This is a genomic window from Pedobacter sp. WC2423 (assembly GCF_040822065.1).
In the GTDB taxonomy this organism is placed as follows: domain Bacteria; phylum Bacteroidota; class Bacteroidia; order Sphingobacteriales; family Sphingobacteriaceae; genus Pedobacter.
The window spans coordinates 1,309,270-1,334,024 of record NZ_CP162005.1 but is presented as its reverse complement, the minus strand read 5'-3'; the positions used below and the strand labels follow the sequence as shown (position 1 = coordinate 1,334,024).

Sequence of the window (24,755 nt, the reverse complement as noted above, 5' to 3'; positions counted from 1 at the left end):
TTTAATCTAATAAACATTAATGTCCTATATTCACGAGTTACAAAAACAATAATTATGGAGAAGATGCTTGATAGAATAGATATTTCTATTCTTAAACTTTTACAGGAGGATAATTCACGTCCGCACAAACAGATTGCTGGAATTATAAATATATCAACTACTACTATTTGTGATCGTATAAAGAGGTTAAAGGCAAGAGGTTATATTGTAACCTCAGTTGCAGTACTGAATCGTAGAAAACTAAATCAGGAGGTTCTGGCTTTTATTCATCTCAAACTGAGTCATTGTTCTGATGAGATCATTAACACATTCAAAGAAGAGGTTTTACTGATCAAAGAAGTTTGTGAGTGCTGTACAATTACTGGTGAGTATAATATCAGGCTGAAGATTGTGACTACTGATAATACTTCTTTTTCGGGCATACAAAGAAACATAGCCAATATCAAAAATGTGCAGGCGCTTGAAAGTTATTTAGTACTTGATAATATCATTACTGACACCGGATTTCATTTTTAAGTGAATAAACCGGCTCTGGAGAATAAAATCGGGAGCTGGTTTAGAAATCTGCCCATCTAAACTTAGTTTAAACAGGTAAATTACTGAATTTCTGAAAAATTGTAACCTAACAAGGAGGAAAAAAAATTAAGTTTGTACCTTAATCCATATTAATGTTAAAAAAGGCCGCTTCTTACCTAGCTATATTTTTTATTTATCTGCTTTCTTTATTGCCGTTACCAGTACTATATGTAATTTCAGATCTTGTATATTTACTGATTTACTATGTATTGGGATACCGCAGAGCTGTGGTCAGATTAAATCTTAAAAATACCTTTCCTGAAAAAGATGAGAAAGAACTTCTTGTGATAGAAAAGGAATTCTACAAATATCTTTCAGGTCTTATTTTTGAAATTATTAAAATGGCAACTATTTCCAGCGGTCAGTTACGAAGACGTTTTAAATTCAAGAATATTGAACTCATTAATTCATATTTTGAACGTGGCGAAAGTGTTCTGGCCTGTTCTGGTCATTATGGTAATTGGGAATGGGGAGCTTTATCTATCGGACTTGTTTTGAAATGTGATACTTACGCCATTTATAAACCACTATCCAATAAAGTTTTTGATGATTTTTTTAAGAGAATGAGAACAAGGTTTGGAAATAAAGTAGTACCCATGCGTCAAACCTTAAGAGTATTGACAGAGACTAAAGGAAAGCCGACTATGTTTTTATTTGGTAATGACCAGGCCCCGCCAAAAAGTGAATCTCATTACTGGACTTCTTTTCTGAATCAGCAGACTTCTGTTCAACAAGGAATGGAGAAAATTGCTGTAAAAACCAATAGACCTGTGTTTTATATTCAGCTTACAAAAGTGAAAAGAGGATATTATGAGGTAGAGTGTATACCTATATGTACTAACCCCGCTGAAACTCCTGTTAATGAAATAACCCAGAAGCATACCCGCCTGTTAGAAAAACTAATTGAAGACGAGCCTGCTTACTGGTTGTGGAGTCATAAACGCTGGAAACATCAGCCTACTCAGTAATCTGAAGATTAAGTGCATGTGTTGTCTGTGCACGAATGTTTTTACAAAGTTGTGAATCATCGCTTAAAGTCCTGCCATAAGAAGGAATCATTTGTTTTAGCTTAGTCTTCCATTCTTCGCTTTCCATTTCTTCTTTAAAACAACGTTTCATTAAGCTGATCATAATGGACACTGCTGTTGAGGCACCTGGTGACGCACCTAATAAAGCGGCTATAGAGCCATCTCTGGCAGCAACCACTTCAGTACCAAATTCAAGTATACCACCGTGTTTTTCATCTTTTTTGATAACCTGTACACGCTGACCTGCAGTTTCTAACTCCCAGTCTTTCATTTCAGCTGCTGGAAGGTATTCTCTCAATGCCTCCATACGATCTTCAGGTGATTGTCTGACCTGATCTATCAGGTATTTTGTCAATGGCAGATTATCAAGACCTGCTGCGATCATTGGACGGATATTATTTGCTTTGATAGATAGCGGAAGATCCAGTAAGGATCCGTTTTTTAGGAAGCGTGTGGAGAATCCTGCATAAGGGCCAAAAAGTAAAGCCTTTTTACCATCAATCATCCTGGTGTCCAGGTGAGGAACAGACATTGGTGGGGCACCTACTGATGCTTTACCATATACCTTAGCATGGTGATGTTCAATTACAGCTGGATTCACACATTTTAACCATTGCCCGCTAACCGGGAAACCGCCGAAACCTTTTCCTTCGGGAATATCAGATTTCTCTAATAAAGGAAGAGAACCACCACCAGCACCAATAAAAACAAATTTAGCTTTTACTGTTTTTCTTTTACCAGTTTCTTCATCCTTTACTTTAACTTCCCATAAACCATCTTTTTGTTTTAGTTTACGTACTTCCTGGTTAAAGTCCATTGCCACATCAGGCTTGCTTTGCAAAGTCGTCAGCATCATTCTGGTTAAAGCGCCAAAATTTACATCTGTACCCAGCATCATTCTTGTTGCAGCTACTTTTTCCTCAGGATTTCTTCCTTCCATTACCAAAGGCATCCACTGCGCCAGTTGTTCCGGATTTTCGGAATAAGTCATCTCTTTAAATAATTCACATTCTTGTAAATTGTTAAAACGTTTATTCAAAAAGGCAACATTATCCGCTCCCCATACAAAACTCATGTGCGGAATACTTTTAATAAAAGTTTCAGGAGAATCAACTAGTTTATTCTGTACCAGAAATGACCAGAATTGTTTCGAGACTTCAAAGGATTCAGCAATAGCTACAGCTTTATCAGTTTCTACTGTACCATCTGCTAGTTGGGGGGTGTAATTTAATTCACAAAAGGCCGAATGCCCTGTTCCTGCGTTATTCCAGGCATCAGAACTTTCTGCTGCCGCGACATCAAGCCGTTCAAAAATCTGTATAGTTAAATCCGGTGAGAGTTCTTTGAGTAGTACACCAAGTGTTGCGCTCATAATACCGGCGCCAATTAACACGACATCAACTGCTTTATCTGAATTAGTACTTTTACTGGTCATGAAAGGATAGATAATTTATTCTCTTTATATCGGCCACAAAATTAATATAATGACCGGTAAAAGAGTCCTAAATTTCAATTTAATAAGTAATATTTTTACCAGTATCTGATAAAACGTAAAATTGATCCTGATTCTGTTCTGATTTTGACTTAGAATTGTCAGAATCAGGTCTTTTTAATAAAATATGTATTTAAATTAACGAATTTGCCCGTTACCTTTAATTACCCATTTATAACTTGTTAGTTCTTTAAGTCCCATTGGTCCTCTTGCATGAAGTTTTTGAGTACTGATCCCAATCTCAGCACCAAGGCCAAACTGTCCGCCGTCGGTAAATGCGGTCGACGCATTCGCATAAACAGCAGCAGCGTCTACAACATTTAAAAATGTAAGTAATTGATTTTCATCCTCTGCAATTATCGCTTCGCTATGTTTGGAGCTATAAAGAGCAATGTGCGATAAAGCATCTTCCAGACTTTTTACTGTTTTAATAGCCATTTTATAATCCAGAAATTCCGTTCCAAAATCTTCAGGATTAGAGTGATGCAATAAATTCTCAGGATACAGACTTTCCAAGGCTTCGAAGGCTTCAGGATCTGCATAAATATGAACAGATTTTGCCGCTAGTGGTGCAATTAGCATATACAGATCATCTAAACGTCCGGTATGAATCAACAAACAGTCCAGCGCATTACAAACACTTACTCTTCTGGTTTTAGCATTGAAAATAATTGCCTTCCCTTTTTCTTGATCACCTGATAAATCAAAATAGGTATGGACTATCCCTGCCCCTGTCTCAATTACCGGTACATTGCTATGTTCGCGTACATAATTGATTAATGCCTGGCTGCCCCTTGGGATTAAAACATCTACAAAACCTGTTGCATTTAACAATGCCGCAGTTGCCTCTCTTTCTGAAGGTAATAATACTGCGACATGAATATCCACACCATGCTTAAGCAGAACCTGATGAATGATTTTAATCAGCGCCTGATTAGAAAATTCAGCATCACTACCTCCTTTTAATACGGCTGCGTTTCCTGTTTTGAAGCAGAGGGAAAAAACATCTAAAGTCACATTAGGCCTGGCTTCATAAATAACCCCTATCACTCCCAGCGGGACTCTGATCTTAGACAAATGTAAACCGTTTGGAAGTGTATTCGCCTCTATGACTTCTGCAAGCGGGCTTTCCAGCTGAGCCACATTTAATATTTCCTGAGCGATATCATTGAGCCGCTCTCTGGTTAGTTTTAACCGGTCATATTTAGGGTCTTCAGCAGACATTTTCTTTAAATCCAGATCATTCGCAAATAATATATCTTCTGCAAACAGTTTCACCTGATTTGCGAGATCTTTCAGAATTTCATTAACTGCCAGCTGATCTAAACGGCATAAGGTACGGCTCGCTTTTAAGGCGTTTTCAAAATATAACTGATATTCCATTTTCTTTTCATTTAGAGCCAATATGTTGTCATATCGGAATGCTGTATTAGCTTACAGCATAAAAATAATTATAATGAACTAAAGATTTATGTCCCTTCTGTCCTATTCTTTCTTTCGCTTTATCTGAACCGTAATCTGCTATCCCCAAGCCTATCAGTTTCCCGTCTTCATCCAGCAGGCGGATAATATCTCCTTTTTGAAAGGGTGAGAGTATTTCCGTTATACCAACTGGTAATAAGCTGCGGGCCTGACCTGAAATCAGCGCTTCTTCAGCACCTTTATTCAGTTGAACACTTCCAGTGGCAGAATGTTCAGAATGTGCAATCCACTTTTTCTTCCCTGAAGTATTCTTTTCCGGTACAAAATAGGTATGATCTGCTTTTTGGGCTATTAAATCAGTTAGAATATTATTCTGGGTGCCATTGGCGATATAAACAGGTATACCTAGTTTTGCAACTTTTTGTGCCATTCCTAATTTAGTCACCATCCCACCTCTTCCTAAGCCAGACTTCGAGGTATTAATAAAAGAACCAATATGATCATCTTTCCTGATTTCTCTGATCACACTGGAATCGGGCGATTTCGGATCCCCATTGTAAATACCATTTACATTAGAAAGGATAATCAAAGCATCTGCTTCCAGCATAGATGCCACCAGTCCTGCTAATTCATCGTTATCCGTAAACATCAGCTCTGTAACAGACACCACATCATTTTCATTGATCACAGGAATAACCTGATGCTTCAATAAAATAGACAAGCAGTTTTTAATATTTAAGTAATGCTTGCGATCACGAAAATCCTCTTTGGTGACCAATACCTGAGAACAAAGCATCTGTTGTTTCTCAAACAGGGATAAATAAGTATTAATCAGTTTAATTTGTCCGATGGAAGCTAAAAGCTGCCTTGCTGCAACAGCATCTTGTTTTTCAGATATGCTGATCATACTTCTGCCAGCGGCAACGGCACCAGAAGAAACTACAACTACTGCAATACCGGCTTTTTTTAGGTCAGCAATTTGACCAACAAGGTGTTCAATCCGGGCATGATCAGGCAATCCATCAGGTTGAGTGAGGACATTTGAACCGATTTTAACAACGATTCTTTTATAGGCAACAGCCATAATTTATGGAGCGTAAAGGTTAAAAATAAAGAACTAAAGCATTGCAATCAAGCCTGTCCAGCCAGTCTGATGACTGGCGCCAAGCCCTTTGCCATTATCGCCATTGAAATATTCATGGAATAATATATAATCTTTAAAATAAGGGTCATGGTTAAATTTAGGGTTCCCACCCGATACGGGTCGTTCACCGGCATCATTTTTCAGGAAAATGCACTTTAACCTTTTACTTAATAAAGCCGCAATTTCTTTAAGGCTTAAAAACTGACCTGAGCCAGTTGGACATTCTACTTTAAAATCATCAGTGTAATACTCCTGGAAATTTTTAAGGGACTCGATAATCAGGTAATTAACCGGCATCCACATCGGGCCGCGCCAATTACTGTTCCCGCCAAACATTCCAGAATCACTTTCAGCGGGAATATATTTTACAGTATAGTCCATACCATCCAATTGATAGTTAAAAGGATATTCGCAGTAAGCTTTAGAAACAGAGCGGATGCCAAAATCCGAAAGAAACTCATTTGGGTCCAGCATACGCTTGAGTAATAATTTCATCCGGTGACCTCTTAACAAAGAAAGTAAATGCTGGTCACTCCCTTTAGTGTCTGTCCAATGACTTACCAGTTGAACCAGATCAGGCCTTTGGAGCATAAACCACTCCAGCCGCTCCTTTAATTTTGGCAGCTTACCCCATTTACTCTCATCAAATACAATCTGGGCAAACATAGGGATCAGCCCAACCAGACTTCTCAGGCGTAACCTGTCGGCAGATCCGTCTGGTTTTCTTAGCATATCATAATAAAAACCATCCTCCTCATCCCATAAACCTATCGCATCCTCTCCCATATTAGAAATTGAACCCGCGATATATAAAAAGTGTTCAGAAAATTTGATAGCCATACTTTCAAATACATCAAAATGAAGCGAAAGCTCCATACTGATCTGCAGCATATTTAATGCATACATGGCCATCCAGCTAGTGCCGTCAGCCTGTTCCAGAAAACCGCCACCAGGTACTGGCTGACTCCGGTTAAACACCCCGATATTATCGAGGCCAAGAAAACCACCCTCAAAAATATTATTTCCTTCACTATCTTTCTGATTTACCCACCAGGTAAAATTGAGCAGCAGTTTATTGAAAACCTCTATCAGGAAGTTAATATCTCCTTTACCCTTAACTGCTTTATCTGCAAGATATACATGCCATGTTGCCATCGCATGAACCGGAGGATTTACATCGCCAAAATCCCATTCATAAGCAGGTAATTGACCGCTTGGGTGCATATAATTGGCGCTAACCATTAATCTTAACTGTTCTTTTGCAAAATCAGGATCTAAAGGCGCAAAGCTGATACAATGAAAAGCAAGATCCCATGCCGCAAACCATGGATATTCCCATTTATCTGGCATAGAAAGAATATCATTAGCGACAAAATGTTTCCAGTGTGAGTTTCTGCCAGTTCTTCTTTGTTTTGGTGGAGCTGGTTGTCCTGTGTCGCCATTCAGCCATCTATTTACATCAAAACTGTAAAACTGCTTGTTCCAGAACATTCCGGCCCAGGCCTGACGCTGCATAGATTTTTCATCTTCATTAGTGGTGTCAGCTTGCTTAACTGCATAAAAAGTGTCAGTCTCTTGCAAACGAAGGGAAAATATTTCTTCAAAATCATTAAAGGGCTGCGTTATTTTATTCTTGCTAAGCCTGATTCTGATTGTACTGCTTTCACCGGCAGAAATAGTTAAATGATGCCAGATACCTGCTTTTGTCCCTAAATTATCGGGATTAACTGCATTTTGATTTCCATTAACTATGTACTCATTAATTCCGTCTTTCACATAACGGCTCACATTATCAGATTGATATAGACGCTGATTGTTGGTTTCATTATCAGTAAACAGAAATTTCGGATTACCATCTGTATAACAATGGTAATCTCCAATATTATCAGACCTTAAAAGTAGCGTGTGATTACCCTGGTTCAGGATTTCAGGTTTAGCTCCATGCTGTCCATCAAACCAGGTATTCCGATACCAGACCTGTGGAATCACATCTAAGGTTACCGGAGCAGAACTTCTGTTAAATACTGTGTATTTAATCAGCAGATCCTCTTCTTTGTTTTTAGCATATTCAATAAAAACATCTCCGTATTCATCATGATCGAACAAACCAGTGTCAATCAATTCATATTCTGATTGCGTTTTGCTCCTCTTTGCATTTTCACTCAAGAGCGATTCATAAGGAAAAGCTTGAAATGGATATTTATACAGCATTTTCATATAGCTGTGTGTAGGGCTGCTATCCAGATGATAGTATAACTCTTTTACATCCTCCCCATGATTTCCCTCACCATTGGTCAGGCCAAACAAACGTTCTTTAAGAATTGCATCCTTACCGTTCCAAAGCGCCAGTCCAATACATAGATTTTGCTGGTCATCACTAAAACCACCTATTCCTTCTTCACCCCAGCGATAAGCTTTACTTCTCGCTGAATCATGGGTTGTATAATCCCATGGTTCTCCATTAGTGCTATAATCTTCTCTTACGGTTCCCCATTGCCGGTCAGCTACATAAGGCCCCCACTTAAGCCAGTTGGTTTCCTGATTATAATGACTGCTGAGGCGCTGCTGTTCCGGATTAAGCTGTTCTTTGGAGTTCATATTTCAATAATAACGATTGTTAAACGAATTAAAGAAAGGATCACAGAATAGCTTAATTTTTTACAATATCAGTATCTTGAAGATCAACGATCATTGACGATATTTCAACGGTGAACCATTCCTGGAAAACTTTATAAGTACGTTTCTGAGGCCAGTCATTCTCATCTGTATGGTAGTCTCTAAGTTCATTTTTAAACAGTTGATCAAAGTTTTTCTTTAACCAGCTTTCAATTTTTGCTTTTGTTTTCTGTTCCTTGATCAGGTATACAGTGCCTTCATCATTATCTATTACCGGGAATTCAGGGTCTACATAGTTGATCCAGTCATAAAATGGTTTTTTTGCTTTGATCAGGACTGCGTTCCTGTTGATGGTTTCGTAATATAATGTTGGCTCGATCATGTATAATTTATAAGGATGCAAATTTATTTAATTTAATCTGTTATCGGGCATATTAATCAAACGGTCGCAAAAGCAACATAAGTAACCTTATATAGCTTGATATACAGGAGATTATTTCGTATATTGATATAACCAAAATATAACATCATGATGAACCTACTATCAAAAATTCAGGACTGGGGGGATCACCACCATCCGAAATGGCTGGACTATCTGAGAATAGTTTTAGGCATAACACTGATCTGGAAAGGAGTTGCATTTGCACTCAATTTACACGCATTTACCGTCCTGATGGAAGATTCGGGTTTGGGTACAGCGGTGTCCATCAGTTTAATCGCACACTTAATTATAGCACTTCATATTATTGGCGGTCTGCTCATTGCTTTAGGGACGCATACACGCCTGTTCTGCCTGTTAATTATCCCAATATTAATGGTTGCAGTTTTCTATGTTAATTTCCCACAACAACAGCAAATATTCAGACCTTATTCGGAATTCTGGCTTTCCTGCCTGGTTCTGGCTGGCTTAATCTGCTTTCTGATTGAGGGGGATGGTGTATTGTCTATTGAAACAGTTAGAAAACCTGTTACTTCTGAAAGCTAACAGGTTCAATTAGATAGTATAGCGGCCTTATGATTCGTCAGGGGCCGTTTTTTTATTATATGCTGGTGTATACAGCAGAAGAAAAAGATTTTATATTATTTATTTTTCTCAAATATCCAAAATGGACTGGTTTTTGAACAGTATAAACTGTAAACATAATTACAACAAATCTGTTTACCAACTTGAAATTAATACATTTTAATCATAAAAAACTAATTACCATGGATTACAAAAAATTAATTAATGACCACTTAGGCAAGCAAACTGATAAAACTCCTGTTGTTGTAGCTTTATTAGCTGGATTAGCGGTTGGAGCAGCCTTAGGAGTATTATTTGCACCTGGCAGCGGATCAGAAACCAGAAATCTCTTAGCAGACAAGACTAAAGATCTTGCAGATAATGCAAAGGATAAATTACAGACTTATAAAGAAAAGCTAAAAGACGGTGCGGATCAAATAGCCGACACTGCAAAAAATAAATATCAGACTTACGGTGAAAAGCTGCAAAACGGAGCCGATGAACTTGTTGATTTAAAAGATAGAGCAGTTGAAACTGTAAAATCTAAATTCAGCGATGCTAAAGGTGATATCAGGGATGCTAAAGAAGAGATTAAAGATACAGCGAATGCTGTAAAAAGTGATATAGAAAACGCTTAATTTATTCTGGTTAGAATAATAAACATAAAAAAACCGGCGATCTGCCGGTTTTTTTATGTTTATAGATAGCATTAGATTTAGTTCGTAGTACCCAGTGCAATATGAATTTCTGCATAAAGTAACCCGCTCCCGCCACCATAATGTGAAATAATATGTATTGCAGGATACATTAACTTGATTTCAGCCTTCAGCTTCACTTCTTCCAGCTCCGTTAACCCACCGCCAATCAATAATACAGCGTAAGCATGAGATTTACATTTAGCAATAGCTTCTTCACAGCTGGAAACCCCTTCAGCATGCCATGAACTTTCTGTATTTAATAACCTGAGTATGGTCTTTAAAATGTCTTCGTGCTTGCCAACTACTAAAATCTCTGTCCTGTTTTCCATAATTAGAATTCCATTGGAACATCCATAATCAAAAATTCAGCATCGGCAGATGCTTTTATAGTGAAATTATCTGTGTCCCAGATTCCAAAACCATCTCTGGCAGATAATGGCTGACCATTGATCTCAATATCACCTTCTAAAACAAAGATATAAGCACCATTCCCTTTTTTCTGCAAGGAATAAGCTATCTGACTTCCTTTTTCCAGTTTTCCTAAATTGAACCAGGCATCCTGATGAATCCATACACCAGCATCATCTGGATTTGGCGATAAGATCTGTACCAAAGTATTTGGTTTTTCAGGAGTATCAATTTTTACCTGATCATACCTTGGTTCTACATTCCTTTTATTCGGGAATACCCAGATCTGCAAAAATTTAACTGTCTGATCTTTATTTTTGTTATACTCTGTATGGTACATTCCGGTTCCGGCGCTCATGACCTGGATCTCTCCTGGTTCAATAGTCCCGATATTACCCATGCTATCTTTATGTTCTAATGCCCCGGATAAAGGAATAGAAATAATCTCCATATTATCATGCGGGTGTTCTCCAAAACCTCTTCCTCCATCTACTGCATCATCATTTAAAACTCTTAATGCACCAAAATTTACTCTTTCAGGGTTGTAATAACTAGCAAAGCTAAAAGTGTGATAACTTTTTAACCATCCATGATCTGCTCCACCTCTTGAGGTTGCAGTATGCAAAACTGTTTGTGCCATATTCTTATTCTTTTGGTTTGTTATACAAATTTACTTCCAATAACCCTGTTGCATCTTACCATAGAATAAGAAATAAATAAAAATGCTATAAAGCAATTTTATAACCAAGTGTTGCCCATACACCAGGCATAGGAACCGCTCCGGCCTGGATGAAGTTAACATCGAATAGGTTTGAAGCATCGGCATAAATACTGCCGCGCTTTAATTTATAAGTCAGCCTTGCATCCATTACCGTATAATCTTTATAATTAATCCGTTCACAATACCTTGCGGTTACTGTTAATGCCATTACTTTCAAAAACTCTGCATTCACAGTAGCAGTCAATTGATTTTTCAAAGATTCTACAGCATAACGGGAGATATTGGCTTCAGGTAAGGTTGTTTTAATCTTAGGATTAAGATAAGTATAAGCCAGACCAAATCTTAAGCTATTGAAAGCAGAATTCTCCAGTGCTCCAGTATTATAATCTGCACTTAGCGTATACCCCATAGTATTCAGTTCACTGAAATTCTTAGGTTGCCACGGATCTGTCGTTTTATCCTTCACCCAGTCAATGAAATTGGTAATCCTGCGTTTAAACAAACTTGCATTTAATACAAAATGCGTGGAATTGTATTTAATTCCTCCCTCAGCATATCGGGATTTTTCTGGCTGTAACTGGTCATTTCCAATATTAGTTGGCCCTTTGTAGTAAAGATCAGTAAAAGTCGGTAGGCGTTGTCCTGTTCCAACATTCACAAAAACCTTCCAGTTTCCATAAAAATTATATCCGGCATCAATGCCAGGAAAAGCCTGCCACCCATAATCAGAATTGTAATTCACGTAACTTCCTGCATTTATCAGCAAATTCTTTACCAGGTCAAACTTATATTCTCCATATATGCCTGCATTATCCCTGTTTCTTTTACCCAGGTTTGTACTATTGATTTTTTCTTTTCTCGCTTCAATTCCCAGACCAAATTCACCGATTCCAGTTTGAAAACTATTGTTCAGTTCAGCACTTAATACTTGGGTAACATGATGATTGTGGAATTTATCAGGGGTTTGTTTGATGTATAGATAATCATCAACATTGTTTCTATAACTCAATCTTGGCATTAAACTCCAGAAAGAAGTCAGCTGTGTTTTATAAGCCACTGCTGCAATTGCTGTTTTTACTGTTTCTTCGGCTTCTTTATCACCCGGAGCTGAATAATAACCATTTGCACCAAATTTATTATGAATATATCCACCAGTAATTTCCAGTTGATCTGTTTTTCCTACATTGACTTTACCTTCGTAAAAGAACTTCTGATTATTAAAAGCAGTATTATAACGGTATCCATTTCCGGCTTCCTGTCCAGCAGAAAATAAGTGGCTGGATTCTTTTAATGCTAATGTCCCGGTAGCGCGGATACCATAATTTGCATAAGTATCTCCACTAACTTCATCCTTTTTAAAACTGCTTCCGGTAAATACATTTGCAGAAACACCAGTTCTGGTTACAGTTTTAGTGACAATGTTAATTGCTCCTGTTAAGGCATTTGTACCATATATGCGGGATGCAGAACCTCTTAATACTTCAATATGGTCGATATCATCTACAGAAACCGGTAAATTCATCATATTGTGACCCGTCTGCGGATCTGAGACTTTAATCCCATTGATTAAAACAAGAGTCTGGTCAAAGGTTCCGCCATCGATACTGATGTCGGCTTGTACTCCACCAGGTCCGCGTTGACGGACATCAACCCCCGTTACATAACTCAGTAATTCACTAATTGACCTTGATGGCAAATTCTTGATCTGCTGATTATCAATTATCCAGATATTACGATTTTGTTTAGAGAACGGAAGTTTCAGGCGGTTCTCTCTGACCATCACTTCGTTTAGATTTTTTGTGGTATCATTTTGCGCTGCTGCATAACCCGCAGACAGGCACAATGTAACCAGCATAGGTATCATTTTCTTCATATTCGATTAAAATTGCAGCGAATATAGGCAATACGTGATTACATTGTTTGGAACTCTTCTATTTAACCAATCAGGAGATTTAATTTATTTATTTACAAAAGAAGATTAACTTATAGTAAGCATGATTAATTGAAAGATCAGTTTAATGTCCTGGTCTTAAAAAACCCATAGCAAGTGCAGTTCCTGTACCAACCAATGCACCGGTAGCTACATCAGAAGGATAATGGACTCCTAAATACATTCTGGAATACCCAACAGAAGATGCCCATAAATAAGCAGGCGCAATCACATACCATTTATGATAAACCTGTGTTAATGCAGTTGCCGTTGTAAAAGCAGAAGAAGTATGACCAGAAGGAAAAGAAGTTTGCCCTGGGTAATACACTGCGCTGATTTTAACCTGTCCCAGAAAAGGCCTGGGGCGTTTCACAATTTTCTTAATAACCAGGGTCAGTAATAAATTAACAGCAGAACTGCTGGCAATATACATTGCATTCTGGCGGGTTCCTTTATCATTGTCAATAACACCAGCTGCAAATATGCCTGCAGGAACTGCTGCATTAACCAGGTTATTATACTTAGATAAGAATAGGAACACGTTAGTTTTTTCTGGTGTCCTGTGTTCAGAAAGATCAATCATAATCCTGTTATCAATTTTCTGAATAGGATTATCGGGAGATAAACCGCCCTGTGCAATTGAGTGAAGTGGTATTGCAGCATAAAAACCAAGCTGCAATACCACTATATATTTTTTAAAAAAGCTACTCATTATCTAGAATTGCTCTTCCTCAGACATGCTGTTAGTCCAGGCTTGTTCCAAAGCCCCTAAAAACGTTGCAGGAGGTTGAGCACCAGACACTGCTAATTTTTGATTAATAATAAAGAACGGAACTCCGCTGATACCAATTTGCTGTGCAATCTGTTCGTCTGCACGTACTTCTTCAGTAAAAGTATTATCTGATAACAAGGCTTCGATGTCATTCTGATCTAATCCGGCAGCTTTACCTGTTTCAATTAAAACGGCAGCATCATCAATATTTTTTCCTTCAGTAAAGTGTGCAATAAATAATTGCTCTTCAATTTCATTGTCAAGACCTTTGGATTTGGCTAATTGAATCAGTCTGTGTGCGTTAAATGAATTGGCGATTACAACCTGATCAAAATTAAACTTTAAACCCACTTCAGCAGCTGCACCAGTTACCTGTTCATGCATTTGCACTGACCATTCTCTGGTTTGTCCTTTTTTTTCTGCCAGATAATCATAAGCATTCAGTTCTGGTTTGGTTTCTGCATTTGGATCCAGCTCAAAACTATGCCATTCGACTTTAACTTTATCTTTATGCTCAAACTGCTCCAATGCTAATTCAAACTTTCTCTTCCCTATATAACAAAACGGACAATTAACATCCGACCAGATATCTACTTTCATTCTATATTCATTTATAAGGTTAACCTTTTATACGTCAGCCTTGATTAATTTTAACCCCTTTGTCCAGCGTACTAGTTCTTTTAGCATCACTTGTGCTGCCTTTTCTGAACGCTCATGAGGTACAAAAATGCCATCTTCATTAATCAACTCTGTGAAGAAAGAAAAATTGACTGCCTCGTACAAAGGTACCATTTTAAAAGTACTCAGGTCATTTTTCAGCGCATTAGCAGCTCTTGTCCCAGCAGAAACACCACCATAACTAACTATTCCGGCAGCTTTATAATTCCATTCTTTGTACAGATATTCCAATGCGTTTCTTAAGGGCGAAGGATATCCGAAATCATATTCACCGGTTACAAATATGAAAGCATCAGCTTGTTCAATTTTTGCACTCCATTGTTTGGTGTGTTCATGCTCATATTTCTGCATCGAAGGATGATTGATCTCATCCATTAAGGGCAGATTCAGTACACCTAAGTCTATTAACTCCACCTCAAAAGCACCTGATTTTCTTGCGATTCCGGCAATCCATTCTGCCACTAAAGGACCTTTTCTTCCCGGTCTGACCGTAGCACTGATGATTTTCAACTGATCCATAGTCGCTTATTTAAGTATGACTTACTTTAAAAATTGTGGTTTGTGCATAAGTTTGTCCAGGACGCAAAATTGTAGTCGGGAACTCCGGAACATTTACACTATTCGGATAATGCTGCGTCTCTATACAAAAAGCACTATATGGGCTATAAGCCTTTCCTCCTTTACCAGTAGCGGTATTCAGATACTTCGCAGTGTAGAAATGGGCAATAGGTTCTGTCGTATAAACTTCAAGTTTTAATCCTGAAGTTGCTTCCGTAGTTTCCGAAGCCAGTCCTAATTCGCCATAAGGTTTATCGAGTACAAAACTCTGATCATAACCTTCTTCTATATTCCAATCCTGCCCAATGGTCTTACCACCCAGAAAATCATGACTAGTACCTGCAACAGGAACCAGTGCACCGGTCACTACATAATCCTTATCTTGCGCCAGATAATTACTGGCAGGAATTCTTAAAGAATGATCAGCTATATTTTTACCCTCTTTATTTAAGTTGAAATAAGTATGGTGTGTCAGGTTAAGCGCTGTAGGTGCATCAGTAACCGCTTTATAATCAAGAATTAATTCATTCGCATCAGACAACTTAAAGGTAAGCTGAACTGTTAAATTACCAGGAAAGCCTTCCTCCCCATCCGGACTCACATATTGTAAAGTTAAACTCGGACCGACAGTAGGTAGAATGTCCCATACTTTTTTATCGAAACCAGCTAAACCACCATGAAGACTTTGAGTCATTTCATAGTCTACCCCATCAATACTATATTTTCCGTCTTTAATCCGATTAGAATAACGCCCGACAATAACTCCGAGATAAGGATAGTCATTAGCCAGATAATCTTCATTCAGATAACCATCAATATCATCAAAACCTAATACGATATCTTGTTTCTCTCCTATTGCATTCTTTACAATAAATTCACTGACAATAGCTCCGTAGTTATATATTTTCACCTTGCTGCCAAGACTGTTGGTTAACTCTACCGCAAAGATTTCTTTATCATCAATAAATCGCCCGGTGCTAATTTGATTTTCTTTCATAAAACGTATATTAGTCGATATTTACAATAACAATACTACAAATAATACCAGCAAATCTTAAACCCGAATGAACATTAATCAGTTTAAATTTGTTTTTTGACGAGTATCTGTTGTTCCATTGATCAACCAAACTATAAACAGTAATGAAATCTGAACTATCCAGTAAATTCTTTGATACCTACGGCCAGCAACCGGCTGCTACTTATTTTACTCCCGGCCGCGTAAATCTGATCGGTGAACATATTGACTATAATGGAGGTTTAGTATTGCCTTGTGCAATTACACTGGGTACGTGGCTTTGTCTTGCTCCAAATAACGATCAGGTCATCCGTTTTAAAAGTGTGAATTTCCCTGAAGAAGCGATTATCCCTTTAAAACCTGCCTATGAAAAAGAAGGCACATCATGGTATAACTATCCATTAGGAGTTTTCAATGAAATTCTTAAAAACTTCCAGATCCCGGTAGGTTTCGACCTTTTATATGCTGGGAATATCCCGGTTGGGTCTGGGCTGTCATCTTCAGCTTCTATAGAGGTTGTAACTGCTTATGCAATTACGGCTTATCTGGGTCTTGATTATGACCGTTTAGCGTTAGTAAAACTCGCTCAGAAAGTAGAAAATGAGTTTATTGGTGTTAACAGTGGTATTATGGATCAGTTTGCTGTTGCTTTCGGAGAAAAAGATAAAGCAATTGTGTTGAATTGTGACACCCTGAAATATAAAATCGTAGACTGTAATCTTGGAGATCATGTGTTAACCATTATTAATACAAATAAACCAAGAGAACTCGCAGAATCTAAATATAATGAAAGAGTAGCAGAATGTGAGGCTGCACTTAAAGCGTTGAATCAGGAAATCACGCTGAACAATCTATGTGAATTAACTGCTGATAAATTCGCTTTACACAGCCATCTGATTAAAGATGAAACTATCCTGAAAAGAGCTACCCATGTCATCAAAGAAAATGACCGGGTAAACCTTGCTGCAAAAGCATTAAATAATGGCGATCTGGATGAATTTGGCCGTTTAATGTATGCTTCACACCAATCATTGAAAGATTTATATGAAGTTACAGGTAAGGAACTGGATACTGTAGTAGAATTCTGTGCAAGTTATCCTGAAGTTACAGGAGCAAGAATGACAGGTGCTGGTTTTGGCGGTTGTGCAATAGCACTGCTGAAAAAAGATGCAGAAGCAGATTTCAGAGAAAAACTGACCGCTTACTATACAGAACGTATTGGTTATGCACCAGATGTGTATATCAGTGAAATTGGCGATGGAGCTACCACAATTTAATTCTATTTTTGCGCCATGCAGAAATTAAAGACAACTGAATTAAACCGTGTAGGTATAAAGGAATTTAAAGAACAGGATAAACTACCGGTAGTTGTGATACTGGATAATGTGCGCAGTATGAATAATGTGGGGTCTGCTTTCAGAACAGCAGATGGTTTTGCCATAGAGAAAATTATTCTTTGTGGAATCACCGCACAGCCACCGCATCGTGAGATTGAGAAAACGGCCATTGGCGCAACACAATCTGTAGCCTGGGTACATTATGAAGAAACGCTGGATGCCATTAAAGATTTACGGGCAGACGGGTATGAAATTATAGCTATAGAACAAGCTGTAGACAGCATTATGCTGAATACTTTTAAACCAGATCAGGCTAAAAAATATGCACTGATCTTTGGAAATGAGGTTAATGGGGTGAGCGATGAAGTAATGGGGCAAATTGATAAATGTATTGAAATACCTCAGTTTGGTACTAAACATTCTTTTAATATCGTGATCTCTGCCGGAATCGTATTGTGGGATTTCTATGCTAAGCTAAGATTGTAACTCCGTCAGAGGTTCACTAATTTTGGTGAACCTCTGACGGAGTTACAATGGTGATCTATTTTAATTTGATCACGTATATAGATGGAAATTCTTTAAACTCATCTGCAACAACAGATTCACCATTAAATTTAAAGGATTTAGTTTTTAAGTTGGCACCCTGTGAAAGATCACACTCGTAAAATATAGTACCTATTTTCTTTCCATTCACAGCAAACTCGAATTCGTTTCCTGGACTTTGACCAGAAATTGCATGTTGTCTGAGATCACTACCAATGAATATTCCATTGTATTTTTTTAATGGCTCAGTTATGGATTCGTCGGGAACCTGGTAAACGTTACTGCTAACATTTACTTCTTTGCCATTTATCTTATTGATATAAGTAAGAGAAATTACATCCATTTTGGATTGTAACAGGGGTTTGCCATCTTTTCCGATTGCAGTGAAAGCAACCAGTTGTATAGGTGGCGGATCTACAATGATAGTTGGTTCCTGCTCTGTTTTCATGCAGGAACTCAATAAAGACATTGTTGTGGTCAGTAACAATAAAAGCAGAATATTATTTCTTTTCATATGATTAAATAAAGAATAAACGCAAAATAACTATACTAATATAGAAATAATCATTAATTATTGACCTGTTAAATTAATTTTAATTAAAAAGCCGCCCATGAATATGGAACGGCTCTTCTTTTGGTTAGTAATAGTTATTATTGTTTGTCCTTGTTTTATTCCCTGGTTGAGGTTGATCTTAGATTCTTATGCGTAAGGAATACCATCCCTGGTAGGCAGTCTGCTCGATCCCATCAAATATTCATCGACCTTTCTCGCCGCTTCTCTACCCTCTGATATCGCCCAAACCACTAAAGACTGTCCTCTTCTCATATCTCCGGCTACAAAGATTTTGGCGATATTAGTTTGATATTTACCTTCTTCGGCTTTTACATTTCCTCTATTATCCAGTTCAACCCCTAATTTCTCCAAAAGTCCTTCTTTTTGAGGATATAAGAATCCCATAGCAAGCAAAACGAGCTGACAAGGTAACTCACGCACCGTACCTTCAATTTCTTTGAAATTTACAGGACGTCCAACCGTGTCAATTTCCCATTCTACATCTACAACCTGTAAAGCCTTCAATGCGCCATTTTCATCCGCAATAAAAGCCTTTGTATTTACACCCCATGCCCTGCTGCAACCTTCTTCATGAGAGCTGGTTACTTTCAATAACATGGGATAAGAAGGCCATGGCATATTCTCTGTACGGCTTTGAGCAGGCATAGGCATAATTTCAAACTGAGTTACAGACTTTGCGCCCTGACGATTCGAAGTTCCAATACAATCAGATCCTGTATCACCACCACCAATTACAATGACATCTTTTCCGGTAGCCAGAATCTGTTCCTGATCAATACTAAAATTGCGGACTCTTTTATTTTGCTGCTTCAAGAAATCCATTGCATAATGTACTCCTTTAGCCGCTCTTCCAGTCACATTTAAATCACGTGGAATCGTAGAACCACCAGCTAAAACAATAGATTGATATTCTCTCAACAAAGTATTCAGTTCAATATTAACGCCAACATTAGCATTACACTTGAACTCAATTCCTTCCTTTTCCATCAGACTTATTCTTCTGGCAACTACGTCTTTCTGCAATTTAAAATCAGGAATACCGTAATTTAGTAATCCGCCAGGAGTATCATCGCGTTCATAAACTACCACTTCATGTCCAGCTTTATTTAATTGTGCAGCAGCTGCTAAGCCAGCAGGGCCAGAACCAATTACCGCCACTTTTTTACCGCTGCGGATCAAAGGTGGTTCTGCCTTAATATATCCTTTGCTGAAAGCAATTTCAATAATATGTTTTTCTATATCTTCAATAGAAACAGGAGATTTGTTGATCCCTAATACACAAGCAGACTCACAAGGTGCAGGACAAATTCTACCCGTAAACTCTGGAAAGTTGTTGGTACTTAGTAAAATATTAGCTGCTATCTCCCACTCTGCTTTATATACTGCTTCGTTAAACTCAGGGATTACATTTCCCAGCGGGCAACCCGACTGACAAAATGGTACCCCACAATCCATACAACGCGCAGCCTCTTGTTTGACCTGATCCTGCTCAAACGCGACAACAAATTCATTATAATGTTTTAAACGCTCTTTTGCATCTTGCTTTACAGGAGCAGTTCTCTCATACTCTAAAAATCCGGTTACTTTTCCCATAATTATGATGTCTTAACTTTATTACTTCTTTTTAATAAAACCGCTTTGTATTCTTTAGGGAATACCTTAACAAAATGAGCAGACTGTGTTGTCCAGTCACTTAATATGAATTCAGCTAATTTGCTTTTTGTCAATTGGATATGTTTTTTTAGTAAACTATTGATCCGCAATTCATCTTCTTCATTCAAAGGATCAAGATCTACCATTTCCTTGTTACATTTATTAGGGAAATCGCCATTCACATCATAAATCCAGGCTACTCCTCCGCTCATACCAGCTGCAAAATTGCTACCTGTATTTCCCAGAACAAGTACTTCACCACCAGTCATATACTCACAACCGTGATCTCCCAAACCTTCCACTACGGCTGTAGCACCAGAGTTTCTAACCGCGAAACGCTCACCAGCCAGGCCTCTTACAAACAGCTCACCCGAAGTAGCGCCATATAAGGCCACATTACCAATAATGATATTCTGTTCTGGTACATAAGTTACTTCGCGGAATGGATAGATCGATAAACGTGCTCCCGATAGCCCCTTACCTACGTAATCATTTCCTTCACCTTCTAATTCAAGCGAGATTCCTCTTGCCGCAAAAGCACCAAAACTCTGTCCCGCAGAACCATGGAATTTGAAGTTGATGGTATCAGGAGGTAAACCTACTCCTTTATAAATTTTAGATACTTCGTTTGATAACATGGTACCCAGCGCACGGTCTGTATTTTTAACCTCAAACTCTTTGAAAACAGGTTCTTTATTCAATAAAGCAGGCTGAGATGCCGCAATCAGCTGATGATCCAGCACATTGCTGATTCCGTGATCCTGTTGTTCAGTATTGAATAAACTCAAACCATTGTCAGGTGCTTTATATAAAATTGCAGAAAGATCAAGATTTTTCAATTTCCAGTCAGCGTCATCAATTGCACGCAAACTCAAAGCATCTGCCTGGCCAACCATCTCTTCAACAGTTCTGAAACCTAATTCAGCCATTGTTTCACGAAGTTCTTCTGCCAGGAAGTGGAAAAGATTAACCACATGATCCGGATCACCAGTAAACAGTTTTCTCAAGTCAGGATCCTGTGTAGCAACCCCAACCGGACAAGTATTTAAATGACACTTTCTCATCATAATACAACCCGAAGTTACTAAAGCGGCCGTAGCTACACCCCATTCTTCTGCGCCTAATAAAGTCGCTATAGCAATATCTTTACCCGTTTTTAACTGACCATCAGTCTGTAAAACAACCCTGCTGCGCAAGCGGTTTTTAACCAATGTCTGATGTGCTTCAGCCAGACCCAATTCCCAGGGCAAGCCAGCATGCTGTATAGAAGTAAGTGGCGAAGCCCCTGTTCCACCATCAAAACCAGAAACCAGGATTACATCAGCATGTGCTTTCGCCACACCAGCTGCAATAGTACCTACACCAGCTTTAGAAACTAATTTAACATTGATCCTTGCCGCTCTGTTTGCATTCTTAAGGTCAAAGATTAATTGCGCCAAATCCTCAATAGAATAAATGTCATGATGCGGCGGCGGAGAAATCAGACCTACGCCCGGTGTTGCGTGACGGACTTTTGCAATCCAATCATCCACCTTATGTCCAGGTAACTGTCCGCCTTCACCAGGTTTAGCTCCCTGAGCCATTTTAATCTGCAGCTCATCTGCATTAGTCAGGTAATTACTCGTTACCCCAAACCTTGCCGAAGCAATCTGCTTGATCGAAGAACGCATAGAATCGCCATTTGGCAAGAGCTCGTATCTTAATTCATCTTCACCACCCTCACCAGTATTACTCTTCCCGCCAATGCGGTTCATTGCAATCGCTAAAGTTGAGTGTGCTTCATGAGAAATAGACCCGAAAGACATCGCTCCGGTTGCAAAACGTTTTAATATAGCTTCAACCGGTTCAACCTCAGTTAATGAAACCGGCGCACGGTTATAATTAAATTCGAATAAGCCGCGAATCGTATATGCCTGTTTAGTTTGTTCATTTACCAGTTTACTATATTGCTTATAAACGTTATAATCATTTTTACGGGTTGCATTCTGTAATAAATGGATCGTCTGCGGATTAAACAAATGCTGCTCCCCTTTTCTTCTCCATTTATAATTTCCACCAGTAGGCAGCAACATATCCGGACGTGTAGATTTACCAAATACGCGGCTATGTTTAATTAAAGCCTCTTTGGCGATATCATCCAATCCTAATCCGCCGATTCTTGATACTGCGCCGCTGAAGTAACTATCAACCACGTTTTTATGAATACCTAATATCTCAAATATCTGTGCACCATGGTAAGATTGTAATGTTGAAATCCCCATTTTAGAGAATATCTTCAACAAACCACTATTTACAGCATATATATAATTCTGAATTAGTTTTTCTGGTTTAAGATCACTTTCCTGGTCAAAACCTGAAATCGTTTCTAACGCCAGGTAAGGATTGACAGCAGTAGCACCAAAGCCAATTAAACAAGCGAAATGGTGAACTTCCCATACATCCCCAGCCTCAACAACAATTCCTACAGCTCCACGATGACCCTTACGGATCAAATGGTGATGCACAGCAGATACAGCCATTAGAGAAGGGATTGCAGCATGCTCTGAATCCAGTGCACGATCAGATAGTACAATAACCTGGAAACCGTCTTCAACTGCATCAACCGCATAACGACATAAACGCTCTAAACCTTTAGCCAGAGAACCTGGTTTACCATCAGCTCTGAAATAAGTTTGTAGTGTCTTAGACTGGAATACTCCAGTATCAATACTTCTTACTTTCTCTAACTCCAGATTCGTTAATATCGGATGTTTAATGCCCACACAATGGCATTGCAAGGCATGCTCCTCTAATAAATTACCATTATTGCCCATAAACCCGGCAAGACTCATCACCACTTTTTCTCTGATCGGATCAATTGGCGGATTTGTTACCTGTGCAAACAGCTGTTTAAAATAAGAAGACAGATGCTGAGGTTTCTGTGATAAAACAGCTAAAGGAATGTCAGTTCCCATAGATCCTATTGGCTCTTTCGCCTCAATAGCCATTGGTTTTAAAATCAAATCTATATCTTCTCTGCTATAGCCAAATACCTGGTGATATTTAAATATAGACTCTTGAGACAAGCCTGTAAATACTACCCTTGGATCAGATAATTCTTCCAGACGGATCTGGTATTGATTTAACCAATCTGCATAAGGACGACGGCTGCAAACTTCAGTTTTGATTTCATCATCACTGATAATTCTGCCCTGCTCCATATCTACCACGAACATTTTTCCTGGTGTCAATCTTCCTTTTTCAATAATCTGGCTTTGATCTAAAGCTAATACGCCAGACTCAGAAGCCATAATTACGCGGTCATCTTTGGTAATCGCATATCTTGAAGGTCTTAATCCATTTCTATCTAAAGTTGCACCAATTAAATTACCATCAGTAAAAGCAATAGCCGCAGGTCCATCCCAGGGCTCCATTAAAGTTGCGTGGAATTTATAGAAAGCCTGTTTAAGCTCATCCATATCGTCATTACCATCCCAGGCTTCAGGGATCAGCATCATTAATACATGTGGCAGAGAACGGCCCGCATGCAGTAATAATTCTATAATATTATCCAGACAGCCAGAATCAGATTGCGTTTCATCAATTACCGGTAACAGAATGTTTAATTCTTCGGCAGTAAAGTAACTGGAGGCAAAAGATTTTACGCTGGCACGGAACCAGTTTAAATTACCTTGTAAAGTGTTGATTTCGCCATTGTGGGCGATATAACGGAAAGGTTGTGCCAATCTCCACGAAGGAAAAGTATTGGTTGCAAATCTTGAATGGACTAATCCAAACGCAGAAACAACTCTTTTATCGCTTAGCTCTGTAAAATAAGTGCGCACCTGCATGGAAGTCAGCTGACCCTTGTAAACTATAGTACGAGAAGAAAAAGAAGCAATATAAAAATCTGCTTTAATCCCTTTGACTGTATTCAGAATAGTTTTAGTCAGGTAATTTTTGAATACATATAGTTTACGTTCAAAGTCAGCACCGGCAGCGATCTGGTCAGGTCTCGCTACAAATACTTGCTCCATTTCAGGCTCTACAGATAAAGCCATATCTCCAATACCTTCTGTATTGGTATTTACTTTTCTAAACCCTAATACTTCCAGGTTTAATTTTTCAGCGGCGCGGTAAATCACTTCCCGGCACTCTTCACGCGCTCTGACATCCTTTGGGAGAAATAACATCCCAACACCATAGTCACCAGATTGATTCAGGCTAAAGCCAATTTTAAGGCACTCGTCATATAAAAACTCATGTGGAACCTGTATCATAATCCCGGCACCATCACCAGTGTTAATTTCAGCCCCACAAGCCCCCCGATGGTCAAGATTCTCTAAGATTGTAATAGCATCTGAAATTATTTGTTGTGACTTCCTTCCCTTTACGTGGGCAACAAAACCAATACCGCAAGCATCATGCTCAAAGCTTGAATTGTATAAGCCCTGATTTTCTTCTATTTGTTCCATATCTTAATGTATTCGAAACACTAAGATAATAATTTGCCGGAATAATTGCCATTTTGACATTTTTTTTGCGAAAAATAAATAACAGCATAATTTGATAGTGGTTAGTTTATGAACTTGATAATAAATAAGTGTA

21 protein-coding genes are annotated in these 24,755 nt (G+C 38.5%); 6 read left to right on the top strand and 15 right to left on the bottom strand.

What is annotated here, in order from left to right; genetic code table 11:
- Positions 1-54 precede the first annotated feature (54 nt).
- Positions 55-516, top strand: a complete 462-nt coding sequence (locus AB3G38_RS05075) for an Lrp/AsnC family transcriptional regulator (RefSeq protein WP_367867413.1) — start codon at positions 55-57, stop codon at positions 514-516.
- Between the two features lie 152 nt (positions 517-668).
- On the top strand, positions 669-1,544 hold the full coding sequence (locus AB3G38_RS05070) for a lysophospholipid acyltransferase family protein (RefSeq protein WP_367867412.1): 876 nt from the start codon (positions 669-671) through the stop codon (positions 1,542-1,544).
- On the opposite strand, the gene AB3G38_RS05065 is transcribed toward AB3G38_RS05070, so the two are convergent.
- The 5 genes from AB3G38_RS05065 to AB3G38_RS05045 form a co-directional block, all read right to left on the bottom strand.
- Complete coding sequence (locus tag AB3G38_RS05065; RefSeq protein WP_367867411.1) at positions 1,534-3,039, bottom strand: malate:quinone oxidoreductase; 1,506 nt, start codon at positions 3,037-3,039, stop codon at positions 1,534-1,536. The two genes, AB3G38_RS05070 and AB3G38_RS05065, sit on opposite strands and share 11 nt — an antisense overlap.
- Positions 3,040-3,234: 195 nt before the next feature.
- Positions 3,235-4,479 carry a glutamate-5-semialdehyde dehydrogenase gene (locus AB3G38_RS05060; RefSeq protein ID WP_367867410.1) on the bottom strand — a complete coding sequence of 415 codons (1,245 nt, stop codon included), beginning with the start codon at positions 4,477-4,479 and terminating at the stop codon, positions 3,235-3,237.
- A gap of 46 nt (positions 4,480-4,525) precedes the next feature.
- Positions 4,526-5,602, bottom strand: a complete 1,077-nt coding sequence (gene proB / locus AB3G38_RS05055) for a glutamate 5-kinase (protein WP_367867409.1) — start codon at positions 5,600-5,602, stop codon at positions 4,526-4,528.
- A gap of 33 nt (positions 5,603-5,635) precedes the next feature.
- Complete coding sequence (locus AB3G38_RS05050; protein ID WP_367867408.1) at positions 5,636-8,260, bottom strand: glucosidase; 2,625 nt, start codon at positions 8,258-8,260, stop codon at positions 5,636-5,638.
- A 52-nt stretch (positions 8,261-8,312) separates the two neighbouring features.
- Complete coding sequence (locus tag AB3G38_RS05045) at positions 8,313-8,660, bottom strand: hypothetical protein (RefSeq protein WP_367867407.1); 348 nt, start codon at positions 8,658-8,660, stop codon at positions 8,313-8,315.
- A 147-nt stretch (positions 8,661-8,807) separates the two neighbouring features.
- Between AB3G38_RS05045 and AB3G38_RS05040 the strand changes: the two genes are divergently transcribed.
- Positions 8,808-9,263, top strand: a complete 456-nt coding sequence (locus AB3G38_RS05040; RefSeq protein ID WP_367867406.1) for a DoxX family protein — start codon at positions 8,808-8,810, stop codon at positions 9,261-9,263.
- 221 nt (positions 9,264-9,484) lie between these two features.
- Complete coding sequence (locus AB3G38_RS05035; protein ID WP_367867405.1) at positions 9,485-9,919, top strand: YtxH domain-containing protein; 435 nt, start codon at positions 9,485-9,487, stop codon at positions 9,917-9,919.
- 77 nt (positions 9,920-9,996) lie between these two features.
- On the opposite strand, the gene AB3G38_RS05030 is transcribed toward AB3G38_RS05035, so the two are convergent.
- From AB3G38_RS05030 to AB3G38_RS05000, 7 genes are all read right to left on the bottom strand, one after another.
- On the bottom strand, positions 9,997-10,308 hold the full coding sequence (locus AB3G38_RS05030; protein ID WP_367867404.1) for a hypothetical protein: 312 nt from the start codon (positions 10,306-10,308) through the stop codon (positions 9,997-9,999).
- A 2-nt stretch (positions 10,309-10,310) separates the two neighbouring features.
- Complete coding sequence (locus tag AB3G38_RS05025; protein WP_367867403.1) at positions 10,311-11,027, bottom strand: pirin family protein; 717 nt, start codon at positions 11,025-11,027, stop codon at positions 10,311-10,313.
- An 85-nt stretch (positions 11,028-11,112) separates the two neighbouring features.
- Positions 11,113-12,981, bottom strand: coding sequence for a TonB-dependent receptor plug domain-containing protein (locus tag AB3G38_RS05020; RefSeq protein WP_367867402.1), 1,869 nt, complete (start codon positions 12,979-12,981; stop codon positions 11,113-11,115).
- Positions 12,982-13,123: 142 nt separating this feature from the next.
- Positions 13,124-13,750, bottom strand: coding sequence for a phosphatase PAP2 family protein (locus AB3G38_RS05015; RefSeq protein ID WP_367867401.1), 627 nt, complete (start codon positions 13,748-13,750; stop codon positions 13,124-13,126).
- A 3-nt stretch (positions 13,751-13,753) separates the two neighbouring features.
- Entirely contained in the window at positions 13,754-14,410 is a 657-nt protein-coding gene (locus AB3G38_RS05010; protein ID WP_367867400.1) for a DsbA family oxidoreductase, read from the bottom strand.
- A 27-nt stretch (positions 14,411-14,437) separates the two neighbouring features.
- Positions 14,438-15,007 carry an NADPH-dependent FMN reductase gene (locus AB3G38_RS05005; protein ID WP_367867399.1) on the bottom strand — a complete coding sequence of 190 codons (570 nt, stop codon included), beginning with the start codon at positions 15,005-15,007 and terminating at the stop codon, positions 14,438-14,440.
- A gap of 10 nt (positions 15,008-15,017) precedes the next feature.
- On the bottom strand, positions 15,018-16,043 hold the full coding sequence (locus tag AB3G38_RS05000; protein WP_367867398.1) for an aldose epimerase family protein: 1,026 nt from the start codon (positions 16,041-16,043) through the stop codon (positions 15,018-15,020).
- 143 nt (positions 16,044-16,186) lie between these two features.
- On the opposite strand from AB3G38_RS05000, the gene AB3G38_RS04995 reads away from it, so the two are divergent.
- The gene (locus AB3G38_RS04995; RefSeq protein ID WP_367867397.1) at positions 16,187-17,338 is read left to right on the top strand and encodes a galactokinase; all 1,152 of its coding nucleotides are present in this window, start codon (positions 16,187-16,189) and stop codon (positions 17,336-17,338) included.
- A 15-nt stretch (positions 17,339-17,353) separates the two neighbouring features.
- Positions 17,354-17,884 carry an RNA methyltransferase gene (locus AB3G38_RS04990; protein WP_367867396.1) on the top strand — a complete coding sequence of 177 codons (531 nt, stop codon included), beginning with the start codon at positions 17,354-17,356 and terminating at the stop codon, positions 17,882-17,884.
- Between the two features lie 55 nt (positions 17,885-17,939).
- Here AB3G38_RS04990 and AB3G38_RS04985 read toward each other — a convergent pair whose 3' ends face one another.
- The 3 genes from AB3G38_RS04985 to gltB all read right to left on the bottom strand — a co-directional run bounded on the left by AB3G38_RS04985 (position 17,940) and on the right by gltB (position 24,622).
- Positions 17,940-18,455 (bottom strand): hypothetical protein, encoded by a 516-nt coding sequence (locus tag AB3G38_RS04985; protein WP_367867395.1) that lies wholly within the window; start codon positions 18,453-18,455, stop codon positions 17,940-17,942.
- A gap of 186 nt (positions 18,456-18,641) precedes the next feature.
- Positions 18,642-20,108, bottom strand: a complete 1,467-nt coding sequence (locus AB3G38_RS04980; protein ID WP_367867394.1) for a glutamate synthase subunit beta — start codon at positions 20,106-20,108, stop codon at positions 18,642-18,644.
- Positions 20,109-20,110: 2 nt separating this feature from the next.
- Positions 20,111-24,622 carry a glutamate synthase large subunit gene (gltB, locus tag AB3G38_RS04975; RefSeq protein ID WP_367867393.1) on the bottom strand — a complete coding sequence of 1,504 codons (4,512 nt, stop codon included), beginning with the start codon at positions 24,620-24,622 and terminating at the stop codon, positions 20,111-20,113.
- Positions 24,623-24,755: the final 133 nt, after the last annotated feature.

Excerpts from the sequence above, each read along its gene's own strand:
- AB3G38_RS05030 (WP_367867404.1), bottom strand. The coding sequence starts at position 10,308 with ATGGAAAACAGGACAGAGATTTTAGTAGTTGGCAAGCACGAAGACATT.
- proB (WP_367867409.1), bottom strand. The coding sequence starts at position 5,602 with ATGGCTGTTGCCTATAAAAGAATCGTTGTTAAAATCGGTTCAAATGTC.
- AB3G38_RS05065 (WP_367867411.1), bottom strand. The coding sequence starts at position 3,039 with ATGACCAGTAAAAGTACTAATTCAGATAAAGCAGTTGATGTCGTGTTA.
- AB3G38_RS05050 (WP_367867408.1), bottom strand. The coding sequence starts at position 8,260 with ATGAACTCCAAAGAACAGCTTAATCCGGAACAGCAGCGCCTCAGCAGT.
- AB3G38_RS05070 (WP_367867412.1), top strand. The coding sequence starts at position 669 with ATGTTAAAAAAGGCCGCTTCTTACCTAGCTATATTTTTTATTTATCTG.
- AB3G38_RS05075 (WP_367867413.1), top strand. The coding sequence starts at position 55 with ATGGAGAAGATGCTTGATAGAATAGATATTTCTATTCTTAAACTTTTA.
- AB3G38_RS05015 (WP_367867401.1), bottom strand. The coding sequence starts at position 13,750 with ATGAGTAGCTTTTTTAAAAAATATATAGTGGTATTGCAGCTTGGTTTT.
- AB3G38_RS05020 (WP_367867402.1), bottom strand. The coding sequence starts at position 12,981 with ATGAAGAAAATGATACCTATGCTGGTTACATTGTGCCTGTCTGCGGGT.
- AB3G38_RS05010 (WP_367867400.1), bottom strand. The coding sequence starts at position 14,410 with ATGAAAGTAGATATCTGGTCGGATGTTAATTGTCCGTTTTGTTATATA.
- AB3G38_RS05040 (WP_367867406.1), top strand. The coding sequence starts at position 8,808 with ATGATGAACCTACTATCAAAAATTCAGGACTGGGGGGATCACCACCAT.
- AB3G38_RS04980 (WP_367867394.1), bottom strand. The coding sequence starts at position 20,108 with ATGGGAAAAGTAACCGGATTTTTAGAGTATGAGAGAACTGCTCCTGTA.
- AB3G38_RS05000 (WP_367867398.1), bottom strand. The coding sequence starts at position 16,043 with ATGAAAGAAAATCAAATTAGCACCGGGCGATTTATTGATGATAAAGAA.
- AB3G38_RS05045 (WP_367867407.1), bottom strand. The coding sequence starts at position 8,660 with ATGATCGAGCCAACATTATATTACGAAACCATCAACAGGAACGCAGTC.
- AB3G38_RS05035 (WP_367867405.1), top strand. The coding sequence starts at position 9,485 with ATGGATTACAAAAAATTAATTAATGACCACTTAGGCAAGCAAACTGAT.
- AB3G38_RS05025 (WP_367867403.1), bottom strand. The coding sequence starts at position 11,027 with ATGGCACAAACAGTTTTGCATACTGCAACCTCAAGAGGTGGAGCAGAT.
- AB3G38_RS05005 (WP_367867399.1), bottom strand. The coding sequence starts at position 15,007 with ATGGATCAGTTGAAAATCATCAGTGCTACGGTCAGACCGGGAAGAAAA.
- gltB (WP_367867393.1), bottom strand. The coding sequence starts at position 24,622 with ATGGAACAAATAGAAGAAAATCAGGGCTTATACAATTCAAGCTTTGAG.
- AB3G38_RS04985 (WP_367867395.1), bottom strand. The coding sequence starts at position 18,455 with ATGAAAAGAAATAATATTCTGCTTTTATTGTTACTGACCACAACAATG.
- AB3G38_RS04995 (WP_367867397.1), top strand. The coding sequence starts at position 16,187 with ATGAAATCTGAACTATCCAGTAAATTCTTTGATACCTACGGCCAGCAA.
- AB3G38_RS05060 (WP_367867410.1), bottom strand. The coding sequence starts at position 4,479 with ATGGAATATCAGTTATATTTTGAAAACGCCTTAAAAGCGAGCCGTACC.
- AB3G38_RS04990 (WP_367867396.1), top strand. The coding sequence starts at position 17,354 with ATGCAGAAATTAAAGACAACTGAATTAAACCGTGTAGGTATAAAGGAA.